The sequence below is a fragment of the Aeromonas sp. R6-1 genome (genome assembly GCF_040908165.1).
GTDB classification, from domain to species: domain Bacteria; phylum Pseudomonadota; class Gammaproteobacteria; order Enterobacterales; family Aeromonadaceae; genus Aeromonas; species Aeromonas caviae.
The window spans coordinates 44,042-61,280 of sequence record NZ_JBFODF010000003.1 but is presented as its reverse complement, the minus strand read 5'-3'; the positions used below and the strand labels follow the sequence as shown (position 1 = coordinate 61,280).

Sequence of the window (17,239 nt, the reverse complement as noted above, 5' to 3'; positions counted from 1 at the left end):
GTTTGGCTGGCGGCCTTATTTGGCAGCCCTATTTCGCCGGCTTATTTGGCTGAATAATCCAGCACTTCGATGGTGTGGTTGCCGTTGGTGAAGACGCAGATGTCGCCCGCAATCTTGAGGGACTTCTCGACAATGCTCTTGGCGTCGAGCTCGGTGTTCTCCAGCAGGGCGATGGCGGCGGACTGGGCGAAGTTACCGCCGCTGCCGATGGCGATGAGATCGTGCTCCGGCTGCACCACGTCACCGTTGCCGGTGATGATGAAGGATTTGTGCTCGTCGGCGACGGCCAGCAGGGCCTCGAGGCGGCGCAGGGCGCGATCGGTGCGCCAGTCCTTGGCCAGCGCCACGGCGGCGCGCTCCAGGTTGCCCTGATGAGCCTGCAGTTTGGCTTCGAAGCGCTCGAGCAGGGTGAAGGCGTCGGCGGTGCCGCCGGCGAAACCAGCCAGTACCTTGCCGTTGTAGAGGCGATGAACCTTGCGGGCGTTGCCCTTCATGACGGTGTTGCCAAGAGAAACCTGGCCATCGCCACCGATGACGACCTGACCGTTGCGGCGAACTGAAACTATGGTAGTCACTTTACTTACCTCGCTTGAGCCGAATGACGGCCTGACTGTGCATGGAGGAAAAGATGGGGATGGCAAAACGGCTTTTCAAGCCTGTGCCGAGCACGGATCGCGGAGGAGGGATCGGGTGGGCGCGGGATGGCGCCAAAAGAAACAGGGCCGGGTGTTGCCACCCGGCCCTGTGCATGGACGCGGCGATCACCCCTTCTTGGGGATGCAGCCGCTGATGCCCGAGCCCTGCAGCTTGCGGTTGGCCGCATCGGCCGCCGCCTTGCCGTTGAAGGGACCGACCATCACCTTGTAGACGGCGCCACCGGCCCCGTTCACCACCTGCAGGCTGGAGGAGAGCCCGGCGGTGAAGGCGATGCGCGCCTTGAGGGATTCTGCGGAATCCTGGGAGCGCAGGGCGGCACACTGCATCATGTAGCGACCGCCGTCGGCGGCTGCGGTCTGTGCAGTCTGGGTCGCCGCCTTGGCCCTGGCGGCCTCGGCACGCTCCCGCTCCAGTTCGGCGCGGATCTCCCGCTCCATCCGCTCACGCTCGGCCTTCTGGTCGATCACCTGCTCCCGGGCGCTGGCGACCGGGGCGCCGGTGGCCGGCTTGGTCGGCTGCACCGGTTGCGGCTGATAGGGCTTCACCTGACCGATGGGGGTCCCCGGCTGGGGGATGTCGGTCGCGACCGGCTTGGGCAGCTTCTCCGGTTGCAGGGTCATGGTCTCGGCGGGCGGGGGCGGCAGCACGCCCGGCTGGGGCGGCGGCTCTATGATGTCCACCTGCTTGTTCTCCAGCCGCTCGATGTAGCTCCACTTCTCCTGGGGCAGGGTATTGCCCTGTGCCTTGGGTTTGTTGGCCTTCACCTGCTCTTCGATGGTGGGGGCATCGGCGCCCTTGCCGTTGATGAGGTAGAGGAAGGCGCCGAAACCGACGACCAGGGCCCCGGCCAGCAGTGCCGGGATAACAGGAAAGCGGCGAGGGGCCGCTTTCTTGATGTTACGGCCACCCGCCCGTCGTCTCGGGCTGTTGCCGACGTAATCCCGGGTCGCCATCTATTACATGCGCTCCAGGGTGTGGATGCCCAGCACGCCCAGGCCCAGCTTGAGCACCTTGGCGGTGGCGGCGCACAGCAGCAGACGGCTCTGGCGGGTCGCCTCGTCCACGCCGTCCTTGTTGATCGGGCAGGCTTCGTAGAAGGTCATGAAGTTGCCGGAGAGCTCATACAGATAGGTACAGAGCAGGTGCGGCATCCCCTTGTCCGCCACGCCGTTGACCGCGTCGGAGAACTGGATCAGCTTCTGGGCCAGGGTCTCTTCGGCATCTTCGCTCAGGACCACCTTGCCGCTCAGGGTATCGGCATCGACGCCGGCCTTGCGGAAGATGGACTGGATACGGGTGTAGGCGTATTGCAGGTACGGCGCCGTGTTGCCTTCAAACGACAGCATCAGATCCCAGTCGAAGATGTAGTCGGTGGTGCGGTTCTTGGAGAGATCCGCATACTTGACCGCGCCCATGGCGATGGCGTGCACCACCTGGGCCTTCTCTTCGGCAGAGAGGTCGCTGTTCCGGCTCTCCAGCAGGGCGCTGGCGCGCTCTTCCGCTTCGTTCAGCAGGTCAACCAGCTTGACGGTGCCGCCGGAGCGGGTCTTGTAGGGACGGCCGTCCTTGCCCAGCATCATGCCGAAGGCGTGGTGCTCGAGGGGCACGGACTCCGGCACATAGCCCGCCTTGCGGGTGATGGTCCAGGCCTGCATCAGGTGCTGGTGCTGACGGGAGTCGATGAAGTACATGACCCGGTCGGCGCCCAGGTTCTCGTAACGGTATTTGGCGCAGGCGATGTCGGTGGTGGTGTAGAGGAAACCGCCGTCGCTCTTCTGGATGATGACGCCCATGGGCTCGCCATCCTTGTTCTTGAACTCGTCCAGGAAGACCACGGTGGCCCCTTCGCTCTCGACTGCCAGCCCCTTGGCTTTCAGGTCGGCAACGATCTGCGGCAGCATGTCGTTGTACATGGACTCGCCCATGATGTCCTTGTTGGACAGGGAGATGTTCAGACGGTCGTAGTTGCGCTGGTTCTGCTCCATGGTCATGTCGACCAGCTTCTTCCACATGGTGCGGCAGTACTCATCGCCACCTTGCAGTTTCACCACGTAGTTGCGGGCGCGCTCGGCGAAGGCTTCGTCTTCGTCGTAGTGACGCTTGGCCTGGGTGTAGAAGGCTTCCAGGTCCTTGAGCTCCATGTCGGAGGCGTGCTCGTTGGCCATCTTCTCCAGATAGGCGATCAGCATGCCGAACTGGGTGCCCCAGTCGCCGATGTGGTTGGCACGCACCACCTTGTGGCCCAGGAATTCGAGGGCGCGGGCGGCCACGTCACCGAGCACGGTGGAGCGGATGTGGTGCACCGCCATCTCCTTGGCCACGTTGGGGGCGGAGTAGTCCACCACCACGGTCTGCGGCGCCGGCAGCTTCACGTTGGCGTTGTCGGAGGTCACCATGGCTTCCACCTGACCGGCCAGCCAGCTCGGGTCGAAGAAGAAGTTGATGAAGCCGGGGCCGGCGATCTCGACCTTGGCGATCAGATCGGAGGCGGGCAGGTGCTCGATGATGGCAGAGGCCAGCTCGCGGGGATTCTTGCGGGCCGGTTTGGCCAGCAGCATGGCCAGGTTGGTGGCCAGGTCGCCGTGAGCCTTCTCCTTGCATCGGTCTACTTGCACCCGGGCTTCCAGGTCGGCGGGCAGGACGCCTGCGGACTTGAGATTGGCTACCGTTTGTTCAAGTAGATGATGAATATGCTCTTTCATAACTGACCACCGAGGTTGCGCGTCGAAAAGTGACTGACTGGATAAGGGCGTGAATTTTACCCGCATCGGGCCGAGAAAACTATAGGAACGGCCCGCACCCGTAGGTGTGGCGGATATTTCACTGCGTTTTCCACCACATTGCAGGATATTGATTTGGATAAGTGGTGGTTATCCATTTCTACTGCATAACGAAACGGCTTGTCCAGGCTATTTTCCCCTGATTATGACAGGGTTATTTATACCGATTCGATCTGAATGATCCCGCTTCCCGTGGCGGTCGTATCCTTTGAGGACGCCGTTGGAGGATGATTCCCATGACACTGGTACTGTTTCCACTCTCCGCTCACCTGCTGCCGGGCGGCATCATGCCGCTGCGCATCTTCGAGCCCAGATACCAGCGCATGATCGCCGAGTCCCGGGAGCGGGAGTTCGCGCTCTGCATGCTGGACTCCCGCCAGCCCGACGCGCTGCGCAACATGTACCCCATCGCCACCCGGGTGCGCATCATCGATTTCGATCTGCTGCCCGATGGTTTGCTCGGCATCACGGTGCTCGGGGTGGAGCGGGTGCGCATCACGGATCTCTGGCAGGAAGAGGATGGTCTGCGGGTCGGCGAGGTGGATCCCCTGCCCCCCTGGCAGAGCGGCAGGCTCCAGGCGGATCAGCACTCCCTGGCCAAGGCGTTGCAGGATGTGTTCAACGACTATCCGGAGTACGCGGCCCTCTATCCGGAGCCGGACTGGGAGGATGCGAGCTGGGTCGCCCAGCGCTGGCTGGAGGTGCTGCCCATCCCGGTGGAGCAAAAACAGTGGCTGGTGGCGGCCAAGGACAACCAGCCCACCCTCTCCCTGCTGAGCGGTCTGCTGGTCGCGAGCCATTGAATTCCCCTTCCCGGTGATCCTTTTTCCTCGCTCACCGTATTGGGGGTGAACACCACACGCGAGGGATGGCGCAATGGCATATACTGGCCAACCACAATCGGCTCCACGCAGGACATCGCCCCCCATGGACAACCCAGACGGCGACCTCACATCTTTGCTGGTCCGGGTGGCCGAGCGTGCCGACAAGGCTGCCTTCGCCACTCTTTTCCACCACTTCGCGCCGCGCATCCGCAGCTACGGGCTGCGCCACCTCGGCAGCGAAGCCAACGCCATGGAACTGGTGCAGGAGACCATGCTGCTGGTCTGGCAGAAGGCACGGCTCTATCACCCCGACAAGGGCGCCGCCACCACCTGGATCTACACAGTGATGCGCAACCAGAGCTTTGACATGCTGCGTCGCCGCCGCGCCAGCAAGGAGGAGCTCTGCGCCGAGGAGATCTGGCCGCTGCTGGAGTTCCGGGCCGAAGAGGAGCACCTGAGCGGCGGTGAAGACGCGGTGCTGACCCGCCAGATGGCCCACTATGTCGCCACGCTGCCGGAGCCGCAGCAGCAGGTGGTGCGCGGGATCTACCTGCAGGAGCTCTCCCAGCAGGAGCTGGCCGACCGGCTCGGCGTGCCCCTTGGCACCATCAAGTCCCGGCTGCGGCTGGCACTACAGAAACTGAAGGAACAAGTGGAGCAAGGCCATGATTAAGACCCATCCGACTGAACCCATGCTGCGCGCCTTCGCCGCCGACGAGCTGCCTCTGCCGCTGGCCGTCGGTGTCTCCGCCCATTGCGAGTTCTGCCCCGAGTGCGCCGCCCGGGTGAAGGAATTTGAAGAGGCGCTGGCGTGCCAGCATCTCGCCCCTGACGTGCCGGACGAGGCGCTGCCCGCCGGATTCGATGCCATGCTGGCGGGCATACTGCAACAGCCGGTGGCGACGGAGGCGGCGCTCGCCCTTCCCGAGAGCCCGAGGCCAGAGCTCAGGGTGGCGGGTCACAGTTACCGGCTGCCGCGGGCATTGGCTCGGCATCATGCCCCCAGGTGGCGTCATCTCGGGGCCATCCGTCAGGTCAGCCTGCCCCTGGACGAGATGGGGGCGCGGGCCAACCTGCTCCACATCGAGGCGGGGGGGCGGATCCCGGAGCACACCCACAAGGGATATGAGCTGACCCTGCTGCTGGCGGGCACCATCGAGGATGGCGACACCCGCTATCAGGCGGGGGATTTCATCTGGCGTGACGCCAGCCACGCCCACAGCCCCCGTACCCCGGACGGCTGCCTCTGCTACACGGTGCAGGATGCCCCCGTGCAGTTCACCAAGGGGTTGTCACGGCTGCTCAACGGCATCAGCCAGCACCTCTATTGAGTTGGGTCACGGCTGCCCGGTGATCGCGGGCTGCCGCGCGACTGAGGCGGTATCACGGCATGAAAAAAGGGACCCTCGGGTCCCTTTTGTGTTGCTTGGCGGCGAAGCCCATCAGGCCACGAAGACCAGGTAGACGACGAAGGCCAGCAGGAAGCGGTAGATGGCGAACGGGATGAAGTCGAGACGACGGATCAGCGCCAGGAAGGTCTTGATGGCGACCATGGCCACCACGAAGGCGGTGACGAAGCCCACCGCAAACATGGGGAAGTCCGCCATGGAGAGGAAATCGCGGCTCTTGTAGAGATCCAGGCCGCTGGCCGCGATCATCATGGGTACCGCCATGATGAAGGAGAATTCTGCTGCCGCGTGGCGGCTGATGCCCATCAGCATGCCGCCGCTGATGGTGGCGCCGGAGCGGGAGAAACCGGGCCAGAGTGCCAGGCACTGGAACAGGCCGATGCCGAAGGCCTGCTTGTAGCTGATGTCGTCCAGGGTCTCCGCGGTCACGGCGGGGCGGAACTTTTCGGCGATGATGAGCAGGATGCCGCCGGCCACCAGGGCATACATCACGGTTTCCGGCCCGAACAGATTGGCCTTGATCCAGCTGTGGATAGCCAGCCCGACGACCACGGCAGGCAGCATGCCGAGGATGACGTGCACCAGGGAGAGGGTCGCGTGGCCCGGGGTCGGTTTCTGACCGAAGTGAATGCCGATGAGTCCGAACAGGCGGCGCCAGAACATGACGACCACTGCCAGGATGGAGCCGAGCTGGATCACCACCTCGAAGGTGGCGGCCTTGGGTCCTTCAAACCCGAGGAGGTGGCCGACGATGATCATGTGGCCGGTGGATGAGACGGGGAGGAACTCGGTCAGGCCTTCCACTATGCCCAGCACAAAGGCGACGAACAGGGCGTAGGATTCGGTCATGGTGCAGATCTCTTGGTTATGGGGTCTGGATAAAATCAACCCCGAATGGGTCGGGGCGGCCAATGATGGCGGAAAATCGCGCGGGCAACCAGTGAATATTGGGGATTTCAGCGCCCTGTCCCGGCCGGGAAAGGGCGCTGGCGGACCATGCAGGGCGCGGCTTGAAGCATGTTGTCAGAAGCCATGACTGTCCCGTCACGTTCTGACAGGGCAGTCACGCCTGTTGACCTCTGTTTTATGATCTCTTTGTGCTGTCAGGCTAGTATGGACAGGATTTTCTGTTGAAGATCATCGTCCAGGGGGGGCTGCCCCAGGGCGTCGACGGCGCTCCTTATCTGTTGGGGATGGCTGGCGCCGATCAGGGCGCAGCTCACCACGGGGTCGCGCAGCACCCATTGCAGTGCGAGTTGCGACAGGGACTGACCCCGTTGCAGGGCCAGTGCATGCAGGGCGCGGACGGTGGCGAGCTTCTCCTCGGTGATCTGGTCCGCCGTGAGGAAGGGGCTGGCACTGGCGGCGCGGGAATCCGCGGGAATGCCCGCCAGGTAGCGATCGCTCAGCAGCCCCCCCGCCAGGGGCGAGAAGGCGACCACCCCCATGCCGTGCTCCCGGCAGGCTGGCAGGGTGTCGGGCTCAATATCGCGCTGGAACAGGGAGTATTTGAGCTGGTTGACCAGGCAGGGGGTGCCGAGCTCTGCCAGCCGGGCGGCAGCCTTGGCCGCGAGCGGGGCCGGGTAGTTGGAGAGGCCGATGTAGAGCGCCTTGCCCTGGCGCACCATCAGGGCCAGGGCCTGGCAGGTCTCCTCGAGCGGGGTGCGGGGATCCGGCCTGTGGTGATAGAAGATGTCCACGTAGTCGAGGCCCAGACGGCGCAGGCTCTGGTGCAGGCTGGCGAAGAGGTACTTGGCGCTGCCGCCATCGCCGTAGGGGCCGTCCCACATCACGTAGCCCGCCTTGCTGGCGATGATGAGCTCGTCCCGATAGGGAGCCAGGCTCCTCTTGAGCAGCGTGCCGAAGGTCAGTTCGGCAGATCCCGGCGGCGGCCCGTAGTTGTTGGCGAGATCGAAGTGGGTGATCCCCAGATCGAACGCCTGATGCACCATGGCCTTCGCGGTGGCGGGATCGCTCCCGGCGCCGAAGTTGTGCCAAAGGCCCAGACCGATGCCGGGCAGGCGCAGGCCGTGGCGGCCCGCCGGTCGGTAGGGCTGGCGCTGGTAGCGGTCGGGGGCGGCGAGGTAGTTGTCATCCATCACGGTGCGGTTCCTTGGCTGATGTGCAATGAGGAGCGACGGGCCCTGCGGCGGGCCTCACCCCGGCTGATTCGGCGTTGCCATCGGGGCCGGGGCCGCCATGACGTGGTGGCGTGCCCGGGCCCCTTCGTCTGCCCGAGCGGGGCTGTCAGGGGGCAGGCATAAAGCGATAACGGGTCTGGTGGCGATAACGCTGCCCCGGCAGCAACCAGGGATCGCCGAGGGCGGGCCGGTTCGGGCTGTCGGGCAATTGCTGGGCCTCCAGGCAGAAGCCGTCGTAATCCCGGTAGGGTCGGCCCTGACGATCCGGTGTGCCGGTCAGCCAGTTGCCGCTGTAGAACTGCAGGGAGGGCTGGTTGGTGTAGACCGCCATCGCCAGCTTGCCATCCCCCGAGATCACCCGGGCGGCCCATGGCTGATTTGACCCACCAAACGGCTCATCATCAGGCTCAAAATCGCTGTTGTTGAGCAGAAATGCATGATCGTACCCCTTGGCCAACTGCTGCTGGGGGTGGTCCAGCCACGCCTGGCCGATGGGGCGGGGGGCGCGCAGATCGAAGGGGCCTTCCACCGGGGCGATGGCCAGCGGCAGGCTCTGGTCATCCGTGGGCAGGTAGCGGTCGGCGTCGAGGCTGATGGTGTGGTGGCGGATGTCGCCACCGCCATCCAGGTTGAAGTAGGCGTGGCTGGTGAGGCTGACCGGACTGGGGGCGTCCGTGCTGGCGCAGAAGTCGACCACCAGATCGCACTGCTCCAGCCGATACTCTAGGCTCACCCTCAGATTGCCGGGAAAGCCCTGATCCCCCGCCCGGGAGAGGAGCGCCAGCTTGACCCTGTCCGCCTCCTGCTCCTTGATCTGCCAGGTGCGGCGATGGAACCCGTCGCGCCCGCCATGCAGGCAGTTGGCCCCCTGGTTGGCGTCCAGCGTCCAGCACTGGCCTTCCCGCTCAAGGCGGGCGCCGCCGATGCGGTTGGCAAAGCGCCCCGCCACGGCCCCCAGCCATACCTGCTGGGTGAGGTAGGCCTCGTCGGCGCAGCCCAGCAACACCTCCCGCCGCTCTCCCGCCACCGGCAGGGTGAGGGAGGTGAGGGTGGCCCCGTATGCGAGACCGCGCAGCCGCAGTCCCTCCTCGTTTTCCAGCTCGAATTTCATCATGGTTTGCGGTTCCCCGTCGTGATCCCGTCGCCCCCTGCCGGCGTCGCGAGTGCCGGGCAGGGGGCGTCACCCGTTGTCAGGCGTGCGTTACAGTCTGCCGGCCCCTGCGCTGGCACGGCAGACGTAGCAGTCCGTCTTGAGGCCGAAGCGGGCCGGGTATTCCGCCTCCACCACGGCGATCACCTCGGCCACCTTCTCGGGGCGCAGCAGAGCGACCACGCAGCCACCAAAACCGCCGCCGGTCATGCGCACACCGCCTTCGCTGCCGATCCGGGCCTTGATGATCTCCACCAGGCCGTCGATGGGGGGCACGGTGATCTCGAAGTCATCGCGCATGGCGGCGTGGGACTGGCCCATCAGCTCGCCGAGGCGCACCAGATCGCCCTGTGCCAGCGCATCGGCCGCCGCCAGGGTGCGGGCGTTCTCGCCGACCACGTGGCGGGCACGGCGATAGCAGGCCTCGTCCAGCCCGGCCTTGCCCGCTTCCAGGGTCGCCAGATCCAGGTCGCGCAGGGCCTTGACCCCGTAGTGACGGGCGGCGGTTTCGCACTGCTGGCGACGGGTGTTGTATTCGCTGTCCACCAGGCCGCGGCGCACGTTGGAGTTGATGATGAGCACCGCTAGATCGGTGGGCATGGGGATGAGCCGGGTCTCCAGGGAGCGGCAATCGAGCAGCAGGGCGTGATCCTGCTTGCCGCTCGCGGAGATCATCTGATCCATGATGCCGCAGTTGCAGCCGACGAACTGGTTCTCCGCCTGCTGGCCGTTGAGGGCGATTTCCGCCTGGCTGATGGCCAGCCCCTGGGCCTCCTTGAAGGCCTGGCCGATGGCCACTTCCAGGGAAGCGGAGGAGGAGAGACCCGTCCCCTGGGGCACGTTGCCAGAGACCACCAGATTGAGGCCGCGCAGGGCGTGGCCCCGTGCCTGCAGGTGTTTCACCACGCCGCGGATGTAGTCGCTCCAGCGCTGGCTGGGGTGGTGCTCGATGGGTTGATCGAGACTGAACCGGTCGCGCTGGTTGTCGTAGTCGGCGGCGATCACTTCGACCAGGTTGTCGCCGCGCAGGCCGATGGCGACGCAGGTCTCGTAGTCGATGGCGCAGGGCAGCACGAAGCCGTCGTTGTAGTCGGTGTGCTCGCCGATGAGGTTGACGCGGCCTGGAGCCCGTACCAGCAGGTCGGGTTGTTGCTCAAACTGCTCGGCAAACACGGCGCTGACGCGCTGGCTCGGGGTCATAGGGCCTCCTCGTTGGACTGGTTCTGGTCGTTGTAGTGGATGGGACTGAGGGCGCGCAGCCGTTCGGCCGCCTGTTCCGGGGTGAGATCGCGCTGGGTTTCGGCCAGCATCTCGAAGCCCACCATGAATTTGCGCACCGTGGCGGAGCGCAGCAGGGGCGGATAGAAGTGGGCGTGCAGTTGCCACGCCTCGGGGCAGTCGGAACGGGGCGGGGCGAAGTGCCAGCCCATGGAGTAGGGGAAGCTGCACTGGAACAGGTTGTCGTAGCGGCTGGTGAGCTCCTTGAGCGCGATGGCCAGGTCCTGTTGCTGTTCCCGGGTGAGATCCAGCATGGAGGGGACATGGGCCTTGGGCAGCAGCAGGGTCTCGAACGGCCAGGCTGCCCAGAAGGGCACCACCGCCAGCCAGTGGGCCGTCTCCACCACGATGCGGGAGCGATCCGCCAGCTCCCGCTCCACATAGTCCAGCAGCAGGGGGCGGCCGTGTTCGGCCAGCCAGGCGCGCTGGTGCGCCTCTTCCCGGGCAATCTCGTTGGGCAGGAAGTCGCTGCCCCAGAGCTGGCCGTGAGGGTGCGGGTTGGAGCAGCCCATGACGGCGCCTTTGTTTTCAAAGACTTGCACCCATTCCCACTGGTCAGAGAGCTCGGCCACCTGGTCCATCCAGGTGGTGATCACCCCTTCGATGGCGGGCAGGGGCAGCTCGGGCAGGGTCTTGCCGTGATCCGGCGAGAAGCAGATGACCCGGCTGGTGCCCCGGGCGGCTTCCAGCTTCAGCAGGGGATCCGGCGCCGCGTCAGCGGCCGGGGTGTCCTGCATCAGGGCGGCGAAGTCGTTGGTAAAGACGAAGGTGCCCTGATAGTCGGGGTTGATATCGCCGGTCACCCGGGTGTTGCCCGCACAGAGGAAGCAGTCGGGATCATGGGCCTGGCTCGGCGCCAGGCTCACCTTCTCGACCTGGCCTTGCCAGGGGCGCTTGGCCCTGTGAGGGGAGACCAGCACGTACTGGCCGGTGAGCGGGTTGAAGCGGCGGTGGGGGTGATCAACGGGGTTGAACATCATCACTCCAGTGTGTGAGTTGAATACATCCGAAGGCGCAGGCCAGGGCCTACGCCTCGTAACCATTGGGGTTGGCGGACTGCCAGCGCCAGCTGTCGGCGCACATGGCGGCGAGATCCCGGCTGGCGTGCCAGTCCAGTTCCCGAGCGGCCTTGGCGGGATCGGCCCAGCACTCGGCGATGTCGCCGGGGCGCCGTGGCTCGATCCGGTAGGGAAGGGGCCGACCGCAGGCGGCCTCGAACGCCGCGACCATCTGCAACACGCTCTGGCCCTGGCCCGTGCCCAGGTTGTAGGCGTGGACACCGCCCCGTCCGGCGCAGTGTTCCAGAGCCTTGACGTGCCCTTCTGCGAGATCCATCACATGGATGTAGTCGCGCACCCCGGTGCCGTCGATGGTTGGGTAATCGTTACCAAAGACCGAGAGGCAGTCGCGCCGGCCGATGGCGACCTGGGTCAAAAACGGCATCAGATTGTTGGGGATGCCCTGGGGATCCTCCCCCAGAGTGCCGGACTCGTGGGCGCCGACGGGGTTGAAATAGCGCAGCAGGGTCATGCTCCAATGGGGCTCGGCCCGCTGCAGATCCTCGAGGATCTCCTCGATGATCAGCTTGGATCGGCCGTAGGGGTTGGTGGCGCTGCGGGGGAAATCCTCCCGGATCGGGGTGCTGGCGGGGTCGCCGTAGACGGTGGCCGACGAGCTGAACACCAGATTGCGTACCCCGGCCCGTTTCATCGCCTGCAGCAATACCAGGGTGCCGCTCAGGTTGTTCTCGTAGTAGTCCAGCGGGATGCGGGTCGACTCGCCGACCGCCTTGAGGGCGGCGAAGTGGATCACTGCGTCGATGTGCTGCTCGCTGAAGATGCGATCCAGCAGGGCCGGGTCACGGATGTCCCCTTCGTAGAAGCGGGGCTCGCGCCCGCTGATGGTGGCGACACGGGTCAGGACGCCCGCCTTGCTGTTGCAGAGGTTGTCTACCACCACGGGCTCCATGCCTGCGGCCTGCAAGGCCAGACAGGTGTGGCTGCCGATGTAGCCGCAACCGCCGGTGACCAGTACTTTCATCCGTTGTTCCACCCTCAACTCCTCGCATCAGGAAAGCCTGAGCAGGAGTCTAGCCGAGGGGCTGACGGGCAAACTGTGAGCTGCTTAACAAATATGTGTAAACGATTACACTTGTTTTCATCGACCAATGTGGCAAGTTCTGATTTTTCCCCCTGTTATCAGTGACATTGAACGGTATAATGCGGCCAGTTGCAGCGTGAAATAAGTGAAAACAGCATGAGCACCATCAAGGATGTCGCCCGTTTGGCCAATGTGTCAGTGGCAACGGTTTCACGGGTGATGAACAACTCACCCAAGGCCAGTGCCGCCTCTCGCGAGGTGGTGCTGAAGGCCATGGCCGAGCTGGGCTATACCCCCAACGCCAACGCGCGGGCCCTGGTCAGCCAGACCTGTGACACCATGGGAGTGGTGGTGGGGGACGTGGCGGATCCTTTCTTCGGCGCCCTGGTCAAAGGGGTCGCGGCGGTGGCGGTGGAGCAGGGCTTGCACCTGTTGATGGGTAATGGTTTTCACCGCGCCCAGCAGGAGCGGGAGGCCATCGAGCTGCTCATCGGCAAACGCTGCGAGGCACTGGTGGTGCACAGCAAGGCGCTCGGCGACGAGGAGCTGGTCGACTACGCCCTGCGCGCCCCTGGCATGGTGCTGATCAACCGCGACATTCCGAGTCTGAGGGGGCGCTGCATCGCCCTCAACAACCGCCAGGGTGCGGCGACCGCCACCCGTCATCTGCTGGATCTCGGCCACCGCCATATCGCCTTCCTGAGCTCGGATCACGCCATCGAGGATGCGCTGTTGCGCCACCAGGGCTATCAGGATGCCCTGGCGGAGGCGGAGGTCTTCGCCGATCCCGAGCTGGTGGAGAGCGGCATGCCCAATGAAGAGGGGGGCGAGCGCGCCATGCTCAACCTGCTGGCCAAGGGGTTGCCCATCACGGCGGTAGTGGCCTACAACGACGCCATGGCGGCAGGGGCCATCTCTGTGCTGGCGGACAACGGCCTCAAGGTGCCGGAAGAGGTGTCGGTGGTAGGCTTCGATGACATCATCTACGCCAGATACCTGAGACCCAAGCTCTCCACCATGCGCTATCCCATCGAGCTGATGGCGGCCCAGGCGGCCAAGCTGGCGCTGCAACTCGCCGCAGGGGAGAGCGAATCGGTGCAGAGCCGCATCTATACCCCCACCCTGATCAACCGCCATTCGGTCGCTCCCGTCAGGTCCTGATCGCAGCGCTTGCGCCCCGTCGGCGCAAGCGCTGCACCTGGCGAACCCGTACTGCAGCATATAAAGCGCCCCCATAGCTCAGACGATAGGTAGCTCAGAGCATGGCTAGCGCAGACCATAAAGGACTGTCTGAGGAGTGAGAACCGCCCCCTCACGCTCCCTGCCTGCCGAACTCGGCAGCTCTTCCCGCTCGTCTGTCACGAGCCCCTCTCCCCCGGCCTGCCGAGCCTCACTTCCGGCCAGATCCTGCCAGACGCCCGCCATGGCTTTTCTCTGCGCCGGGCAGGGGCTCTCGTGGCCTCTGCGCGCTCCTTCGAGAGACCGGGCTGTGTGCCCGGAACCGGGTTGAGGCGAGGGGGCGCGATGTCGGGTCTTTGCCATGGCTTGCTCCGCTGGTTCGGCCATTGCCTCCCGGTTTCACACTCCCGGGCATCTTCTGCCCTTCCGAAGGTCCGCTTTTTCCCCCATGGGGTCATTTACCCGGATTTATCCGATTTTTACTCCGTTTTACTTAACAAAATGAGTGTAATCGTTTACATCTGTGTGAGCGGGATCGCCGATCACCGGGCAAAACTCTCCTACACTGCAGTGGTTTTCAGCGTGAATGCAGGGAGAAGTGAAGCATGCTCAGGGAGATAGTGGCCCGTCAGGATTGGCAGACCCAGGGGATCACCGCCGTGAACCGGTTGCCAGCCCATACCCCCTTGTCCAGTTGGCGCAGTGAAGGGGAAGCCAGGATGGGGGGGTTGTCACCTTCCCGCCTGCTGCTGGACGGCGAGTGGCAGTTCTCCTGGTTCGAGGCCCCGGAGCGGGTGCCGGAGCAGTGGCTGGTAGAGGATCTGCCGGATGCCTGCCCCATCAAGGTGCCGGGCAACTGGCAACTGGCTGCGGCCTATCCGGGGGCGCGGCCCGTCACGGATGTGCCCATCTACACCAACATCAAGTACCCCTTTCCCTGCGACCCGCCCCGGGTGCCTGCCGAGAATCCCACCGGTTGCTACTCCCGCGAGTTCACCGTTGCTGCGGACTGGCTGGCCGAGGGGCAGACCCGGATCATCTTCGACGGAGTGGACAGCGCGTTTCACCTCTTCTGCAACGGCCGCTGGGTCGGTTACTCCCAAGACAGCCGGCTGCCGGCGGAATTCGATCTGACCCCCTTCCTTCAGGGCGGGGCCAACCGCCTCGCCGTCCTGGTGCTGCGCTGGTCTGACGGCTCCTATCTGGAAGATCAGGACATGTGGCGCATGAGCGGCATCTTCCGCTCCGTCAGCCTGCTGCACAAACCGGCCCGTCATCTGATGGATATCCGAGTGACGCCCGAGCTCGACGCCTGCTACCGGGATGCCCGCCTCAAGGTTGAATTGCAGGCGGCCAACGGAGCCGGTCTGTCGGTGGAGGCCAACCTCTATGATGGCGACGAGCGGGTGGCGACCCTGCGCCAGCAGATTGGCACCCAGGCCATCGACGAGAAAGGGGTGTATGACGATCGCGCTGAGTTGTGGCTGACGGTAACGGCGCCACACAAGTGGAGCGCCGAGAACCCGCACCTCTATCGCCTGACCCTGACCCTGCTGGACGAGCAGGGAAGCGTCCTCGAGAGCGAGGCCCATGACGTGGGCTTTCGGGCGGTGGAGATCCGTGGCGGCCTGCTGCGGGTCAACGGCCAACCCCTGCTGATTCGTGGTGCCAATCGCCATGAACACCATCCCGCCACGGGTCACGTGGTGACCCCGGCCGACATGGAGCAGGATCTGCTGCTGATGAAGCGGCACAACTTCAACGCGGTGCGCTGCTCCCACTATCCCAATCACCCCGAGCTCTATCGCCTGTGCGACCGGCTCGGCCTCTATGTGGTGGACGAGGCGAACCTGGAGACCCACGGCATGACCCCCATGGGGCGGCTGGCGCGGGATCCCGCCTGGAGCAACGCCTTCCTGGAGCGGGTCACCCGCATGGTGGCCAGGGACTTCAACCACCCCTGCATCATCATCTGGTCCCTGGGGAACGAATCCGGTTATGGTCCGGCCCACGACGCCATGTATCGCTGGGTGAAGGGGGCGGATCCCAGCCGCCCGGTGCAGTACGAAGGGGGCGGGGCCGACACCCCGGCCACCGACATCATCTGCCCCATGTATGCCCGTACCCATCAGGATCAACCCTTCCCGGCGGTGCCCAAGTGGGCGCTGGCCAAGTGGATCGGCCTGCCGGAAGAGACCCGGCCGCTGATCCTGTGCGAATACGCCCACGCCATGGGCAACAGCCTGGGGGGCTATGCCCATTACTGGCAGGCATTTCGCGATCATCCGCGGCTGCAGGGTGGGTTTGTCTGGGATTGGGTCGATCAGGGGCTGGACAAGCAGACCGACGATGGCCGCCATTTCTGGGCCTATGGTGGCGATTTTGGCGACACTCCCAACGATCGCCAGTTCTGCTGCAACGGCCTGCTGTTCCCCGATCGCACCCCCCATCCCTCCTTGTTTGAAGCCCGGCGTGCCCAGCAGCCCTTCGTTCTGACCCTGCAGGGTCGCCAGCCGCTGACGGTGGAGATCCGCAGCGAATACCTGTTCCGCGAGACGGACAACGAACGCCTGCTGTGGCGTCTGTGTGAAGACGGCGTGGTGGTGAGCCAGGGTGAATGCCCGCTCGAGCTGGCCCCCCGGGGGAGCGTGACGCTGACCCTGTTGGAGCAACTGCCGGCCTTTGCGCCGGGGGCGCTCGCCTGGCTGGATCTCGCCATCGTGCAGCCCACCGCCACGGCCTGGGCCGGAGCGGGTCACGAGGTGGCTCGCCAGCAATGCCTGTTGCCCGCGCCCCTGGCGCTGCCGTCGGCCTGCCCGGCGGTCAGCCTGACCGAGCAGCGCGATCACTGGGTGCTTGGCGCCGCAGATTCCCTGTGGCAGCTCGACAAGGCCAGTGGTCGCATCGTCAGCTGGCAGAAGCAGGGCCGCGAGCGGCTGCGCGACGCCATCGCCGATCATTTCTATCGGGCGCCGCTCGACAACGATATCGGCACCAGCGAGGCGGATCACGCCGATCCCAACGCCTGGATTGCCCGCTGGCAGGAGGCCGGACTCAATGATCTGCAGCACCGCTGTCTCGGCCTGGAGGCGAGTCCGGAGCTGGGTCTTATCACGGCGCACCACGGCTACTTCGTGGGTGACGAGCCGAAGATCCTGACCCGCTGGCATCACAGGGTGGACGGGGAGGGCGCCATGCACCTCGCCATCGAGGTGGAGGTGGCCGCCGACATGCCCTCCCTGCCGCGCATCGGTGCCCGGCTCTGGCTGGCCGATGAACCGGCCGAAGGTGCCCCGGTGAGCTGGCTGGGGCTTGGCCCCCACGAGAATTACCCGGATCGCCGGCTCGCCGCCGATCTCGGTCGCTGGCAATTGCCCATCGAGGCGTTGCACACCCCTTATGTCTTCCCCACCGACAACGGACTGCGCTGCGATACCCGCGCACTGCAACTGGGGGATCTGGCGGTGGAGGGGCACTTCCACTTCAGCGTCAGCCGCTACAGTCAGCAGCAACTGGCCGAAGCCCGTCACCAGACCGATCTGGTGGCCCTGGGGGGCACGCACCTGTGCCTCGATGGCTTCCACATGGGGGTAGGAGGCGACGACTCCTGGAGCCAGAGCGTGCGGCCCGAGTTCTGGCTGTTGCCGGGGCGTTATCACTGGCACTGCCGTCTGAGCTAGCCGGACCCGCCGTCGCGAGATGGCGAGACTCAAAGGCGGTT

Annotated in this window: 14 protein-coding genes; 5 read left to right on the top strand and 9 right to left on the bottom strand. The window is 65.1% G+C overall.

What is annotated here, in order from left to right:
• Positions 1–41 precede the first annotated feature (41 nt).
• From hslV to argS, 3 genes are all read right to left on the bottom strand, one after another.
• Positions 42–575, bottom strand: coding sequence for an ATP-dependent protease subunit HslV (gene hslV / locus AB5Y68_RS00600; RefSeq protein ID WP_005306539.1), 534 nt, complete (start codon positions 573–575; stop codon positions 42–44).
• Between the two features lie 186 nt (positions 576–761).
• Entirely contained in the window at positions 762–1,610 is an 849-nt protein-coding gene (locus AB5Y68_RS00595; protein ID WP_010676029.1) for an SPOR domain-containing protein, read from the bottom strand.
• 3 nt (positions 1,611–1,613) lie between these two features.
• Positions 1,614–3,359: an arginine--tRNA ligase gene (gene argS, locus AB5Y68_RS00590; protein ID WP_039039644.1), complete on the bottom strand. Its 1,746-nt coding sequence runs from the start codon at positions 3,357–3,359 to the stop codon at positions 1,614–1,616.
• A gap of 314 nt (positions 3,360–3,673) precedes the next feature.
• Here argS and AB5Y68_RS00585 point away from each other — a divergent pair, with 314 nt between their 5' ends.
• The 3 genes from AB5Y68_RS00585 (at position 3,674) to AB5Y68_RS00575 (ending at position 5,592) form a co-directional block, all read left to right on the top strand.
• A complete protein-coding gene (locus AB5Y68_RS00585) occupies positions 3,674–4,240 on the top strand; it encodes an LON peptidase substrate-binding domain-containing protein (RefSeq protein WP_039039643.1) in 567 nt (188 codons plus the stop codon).
• A gap of 124 nt (positions 4,241–4,364) precedes the next feature.
• A complete protein-coding gene (locus AB5Y68_RS00580; RefSeq protein WP_010676026.1) occupies positions 4,365–4,934 on the top strand; it encodes a sigma-70 family RNA polymerase sigma factor in 570 nt (189 codons plus the stop codon).
• Complete coding sequence (locus tag AB5Y68_RS00575) at positions 4,927–5,592, top strand: ChrR family anti-sigma-E factor (protein ID WP_039039642.1); 666 nt, start codon at positions 4,927–4,929, stop codon at positions 5,590–5,592. The genes AB5Y68_RS00580 and AB5Y68_RS00575 overlap by 8 nt, the downstream gene beginning before the upstream one ends.
• Before the next feature lie 111 nt (positions 5,593–5,703).
• Here AB5Y68_RS00575 and bacA read toward each other — a convergent pair whose 3' ends face one another.
• From bacA to galE, 6 genes are all read right to left on the bottom strand, one after another.
• Positions 5,704–6,519, bottom strand: coding sequence for an undecaprenyl-diphosphate phosphatase (gene bacA / locus AB5Y68_RS00570; protein ID WP_010676024.1), 816 nt, complete (start codon positions 6,517–6,519; stop codon positions 5,704–5,706).
• A 254-nt stretch (positions 6,520–6,773) separates the two neighbouring features.
• Positions 6,774–7,769 (bottom strand): aldo/keto reductase, encoded by a 996-nt coding sequence (locus AB5Y68_RS00565; protein ID WP_039039641.1) that lies wholly within the window; start codon positions 7,767–7,769, stop codon positions 6,774–6,776.
• 148 nt (positions 7,770–7,917) lie between these two features.
• A complete protein-coding gene (locus AB5Y68_RS00560) occupies positions 7,918–8,985 on the bottom strand; it encodes a galactose-1-epimerase (protein WP_267882643.1) in 1,068 nt (355 codons plus the stop codon).
• Positions 8,986–9,012: 27 nt separating this feature from the next.
• The gene (galK, locus tag AB5Y68_RS00555; protein WP_039039639.1) at positions 9,013–10,161 is read right to left on the bottom strand and encodes a galactokinase; all 1,149 of its coding nucleotides are present in this window, start codon (positions 10,159–10,161) and stop codon (positions 9,013–9,015) included.
• On the bottom strand, positions 10,158–11,216 hold the full coding sequence (locus AB5Y68_RS00550) for a UDP-glucose--hexose-1-phosphate uridylyltransferase (protein WP_039039638.1): 1,059 nt from the start codon (positions 11,214–11,216) through the stop codon (positions 10,158–10,160). Before AB5Y68_RS00550 ends, galK begins: the two co-directional genes overlap by 4 nt.
• 49 nt (positions 11,217–11,265) lie before the next feature.
• Positions 11,266–12,279: a UDP-glucose 4-epimerase GalE gene (gene galE, locus AB5Y68_RS00545; RefSeq protein ID WP_039039637.1), complete on the bottom strand. Its 1,014-nt coding sequence runs from the start codon at positions 12,277–12,279 to the stop codon at positions 11,266–11,268.
• 216 nt (positions 12,280–12,495) lie between these two features.
• Here galE and AB5Y68_RS00540 point away from each other — a divergent pair, with 216 nt between their 5' ends.
• The gene (locus tag AB5Y68_RS00540) at positions 12,496–13,500 is read left to right on the top strand and encodes a substrate-binding domain-containing protein (protein ID WP_010676018.1); all 1,005 of its coding nucleotides are present in this window, start codon (positions 12,496–12,498) and stop codon (positions 13,498–13,500) included.
• A gap of 623 nt (positions 13,501–14,123) precedes the next feature.
• Positions 14,124–17,198 (top strand): beta-galactosidase, encoded by a 3,075-nt coding sequence (locus tag AB5Y68_RS00535; protein WP_039039636.1) that lies wholly within the window; start codon positions 14,124–14,126, stop codon positions 17,196–17,198.
• The last annotated feature ends 41 nt before the right edge of the window (positions 17,199–17,239 follow it).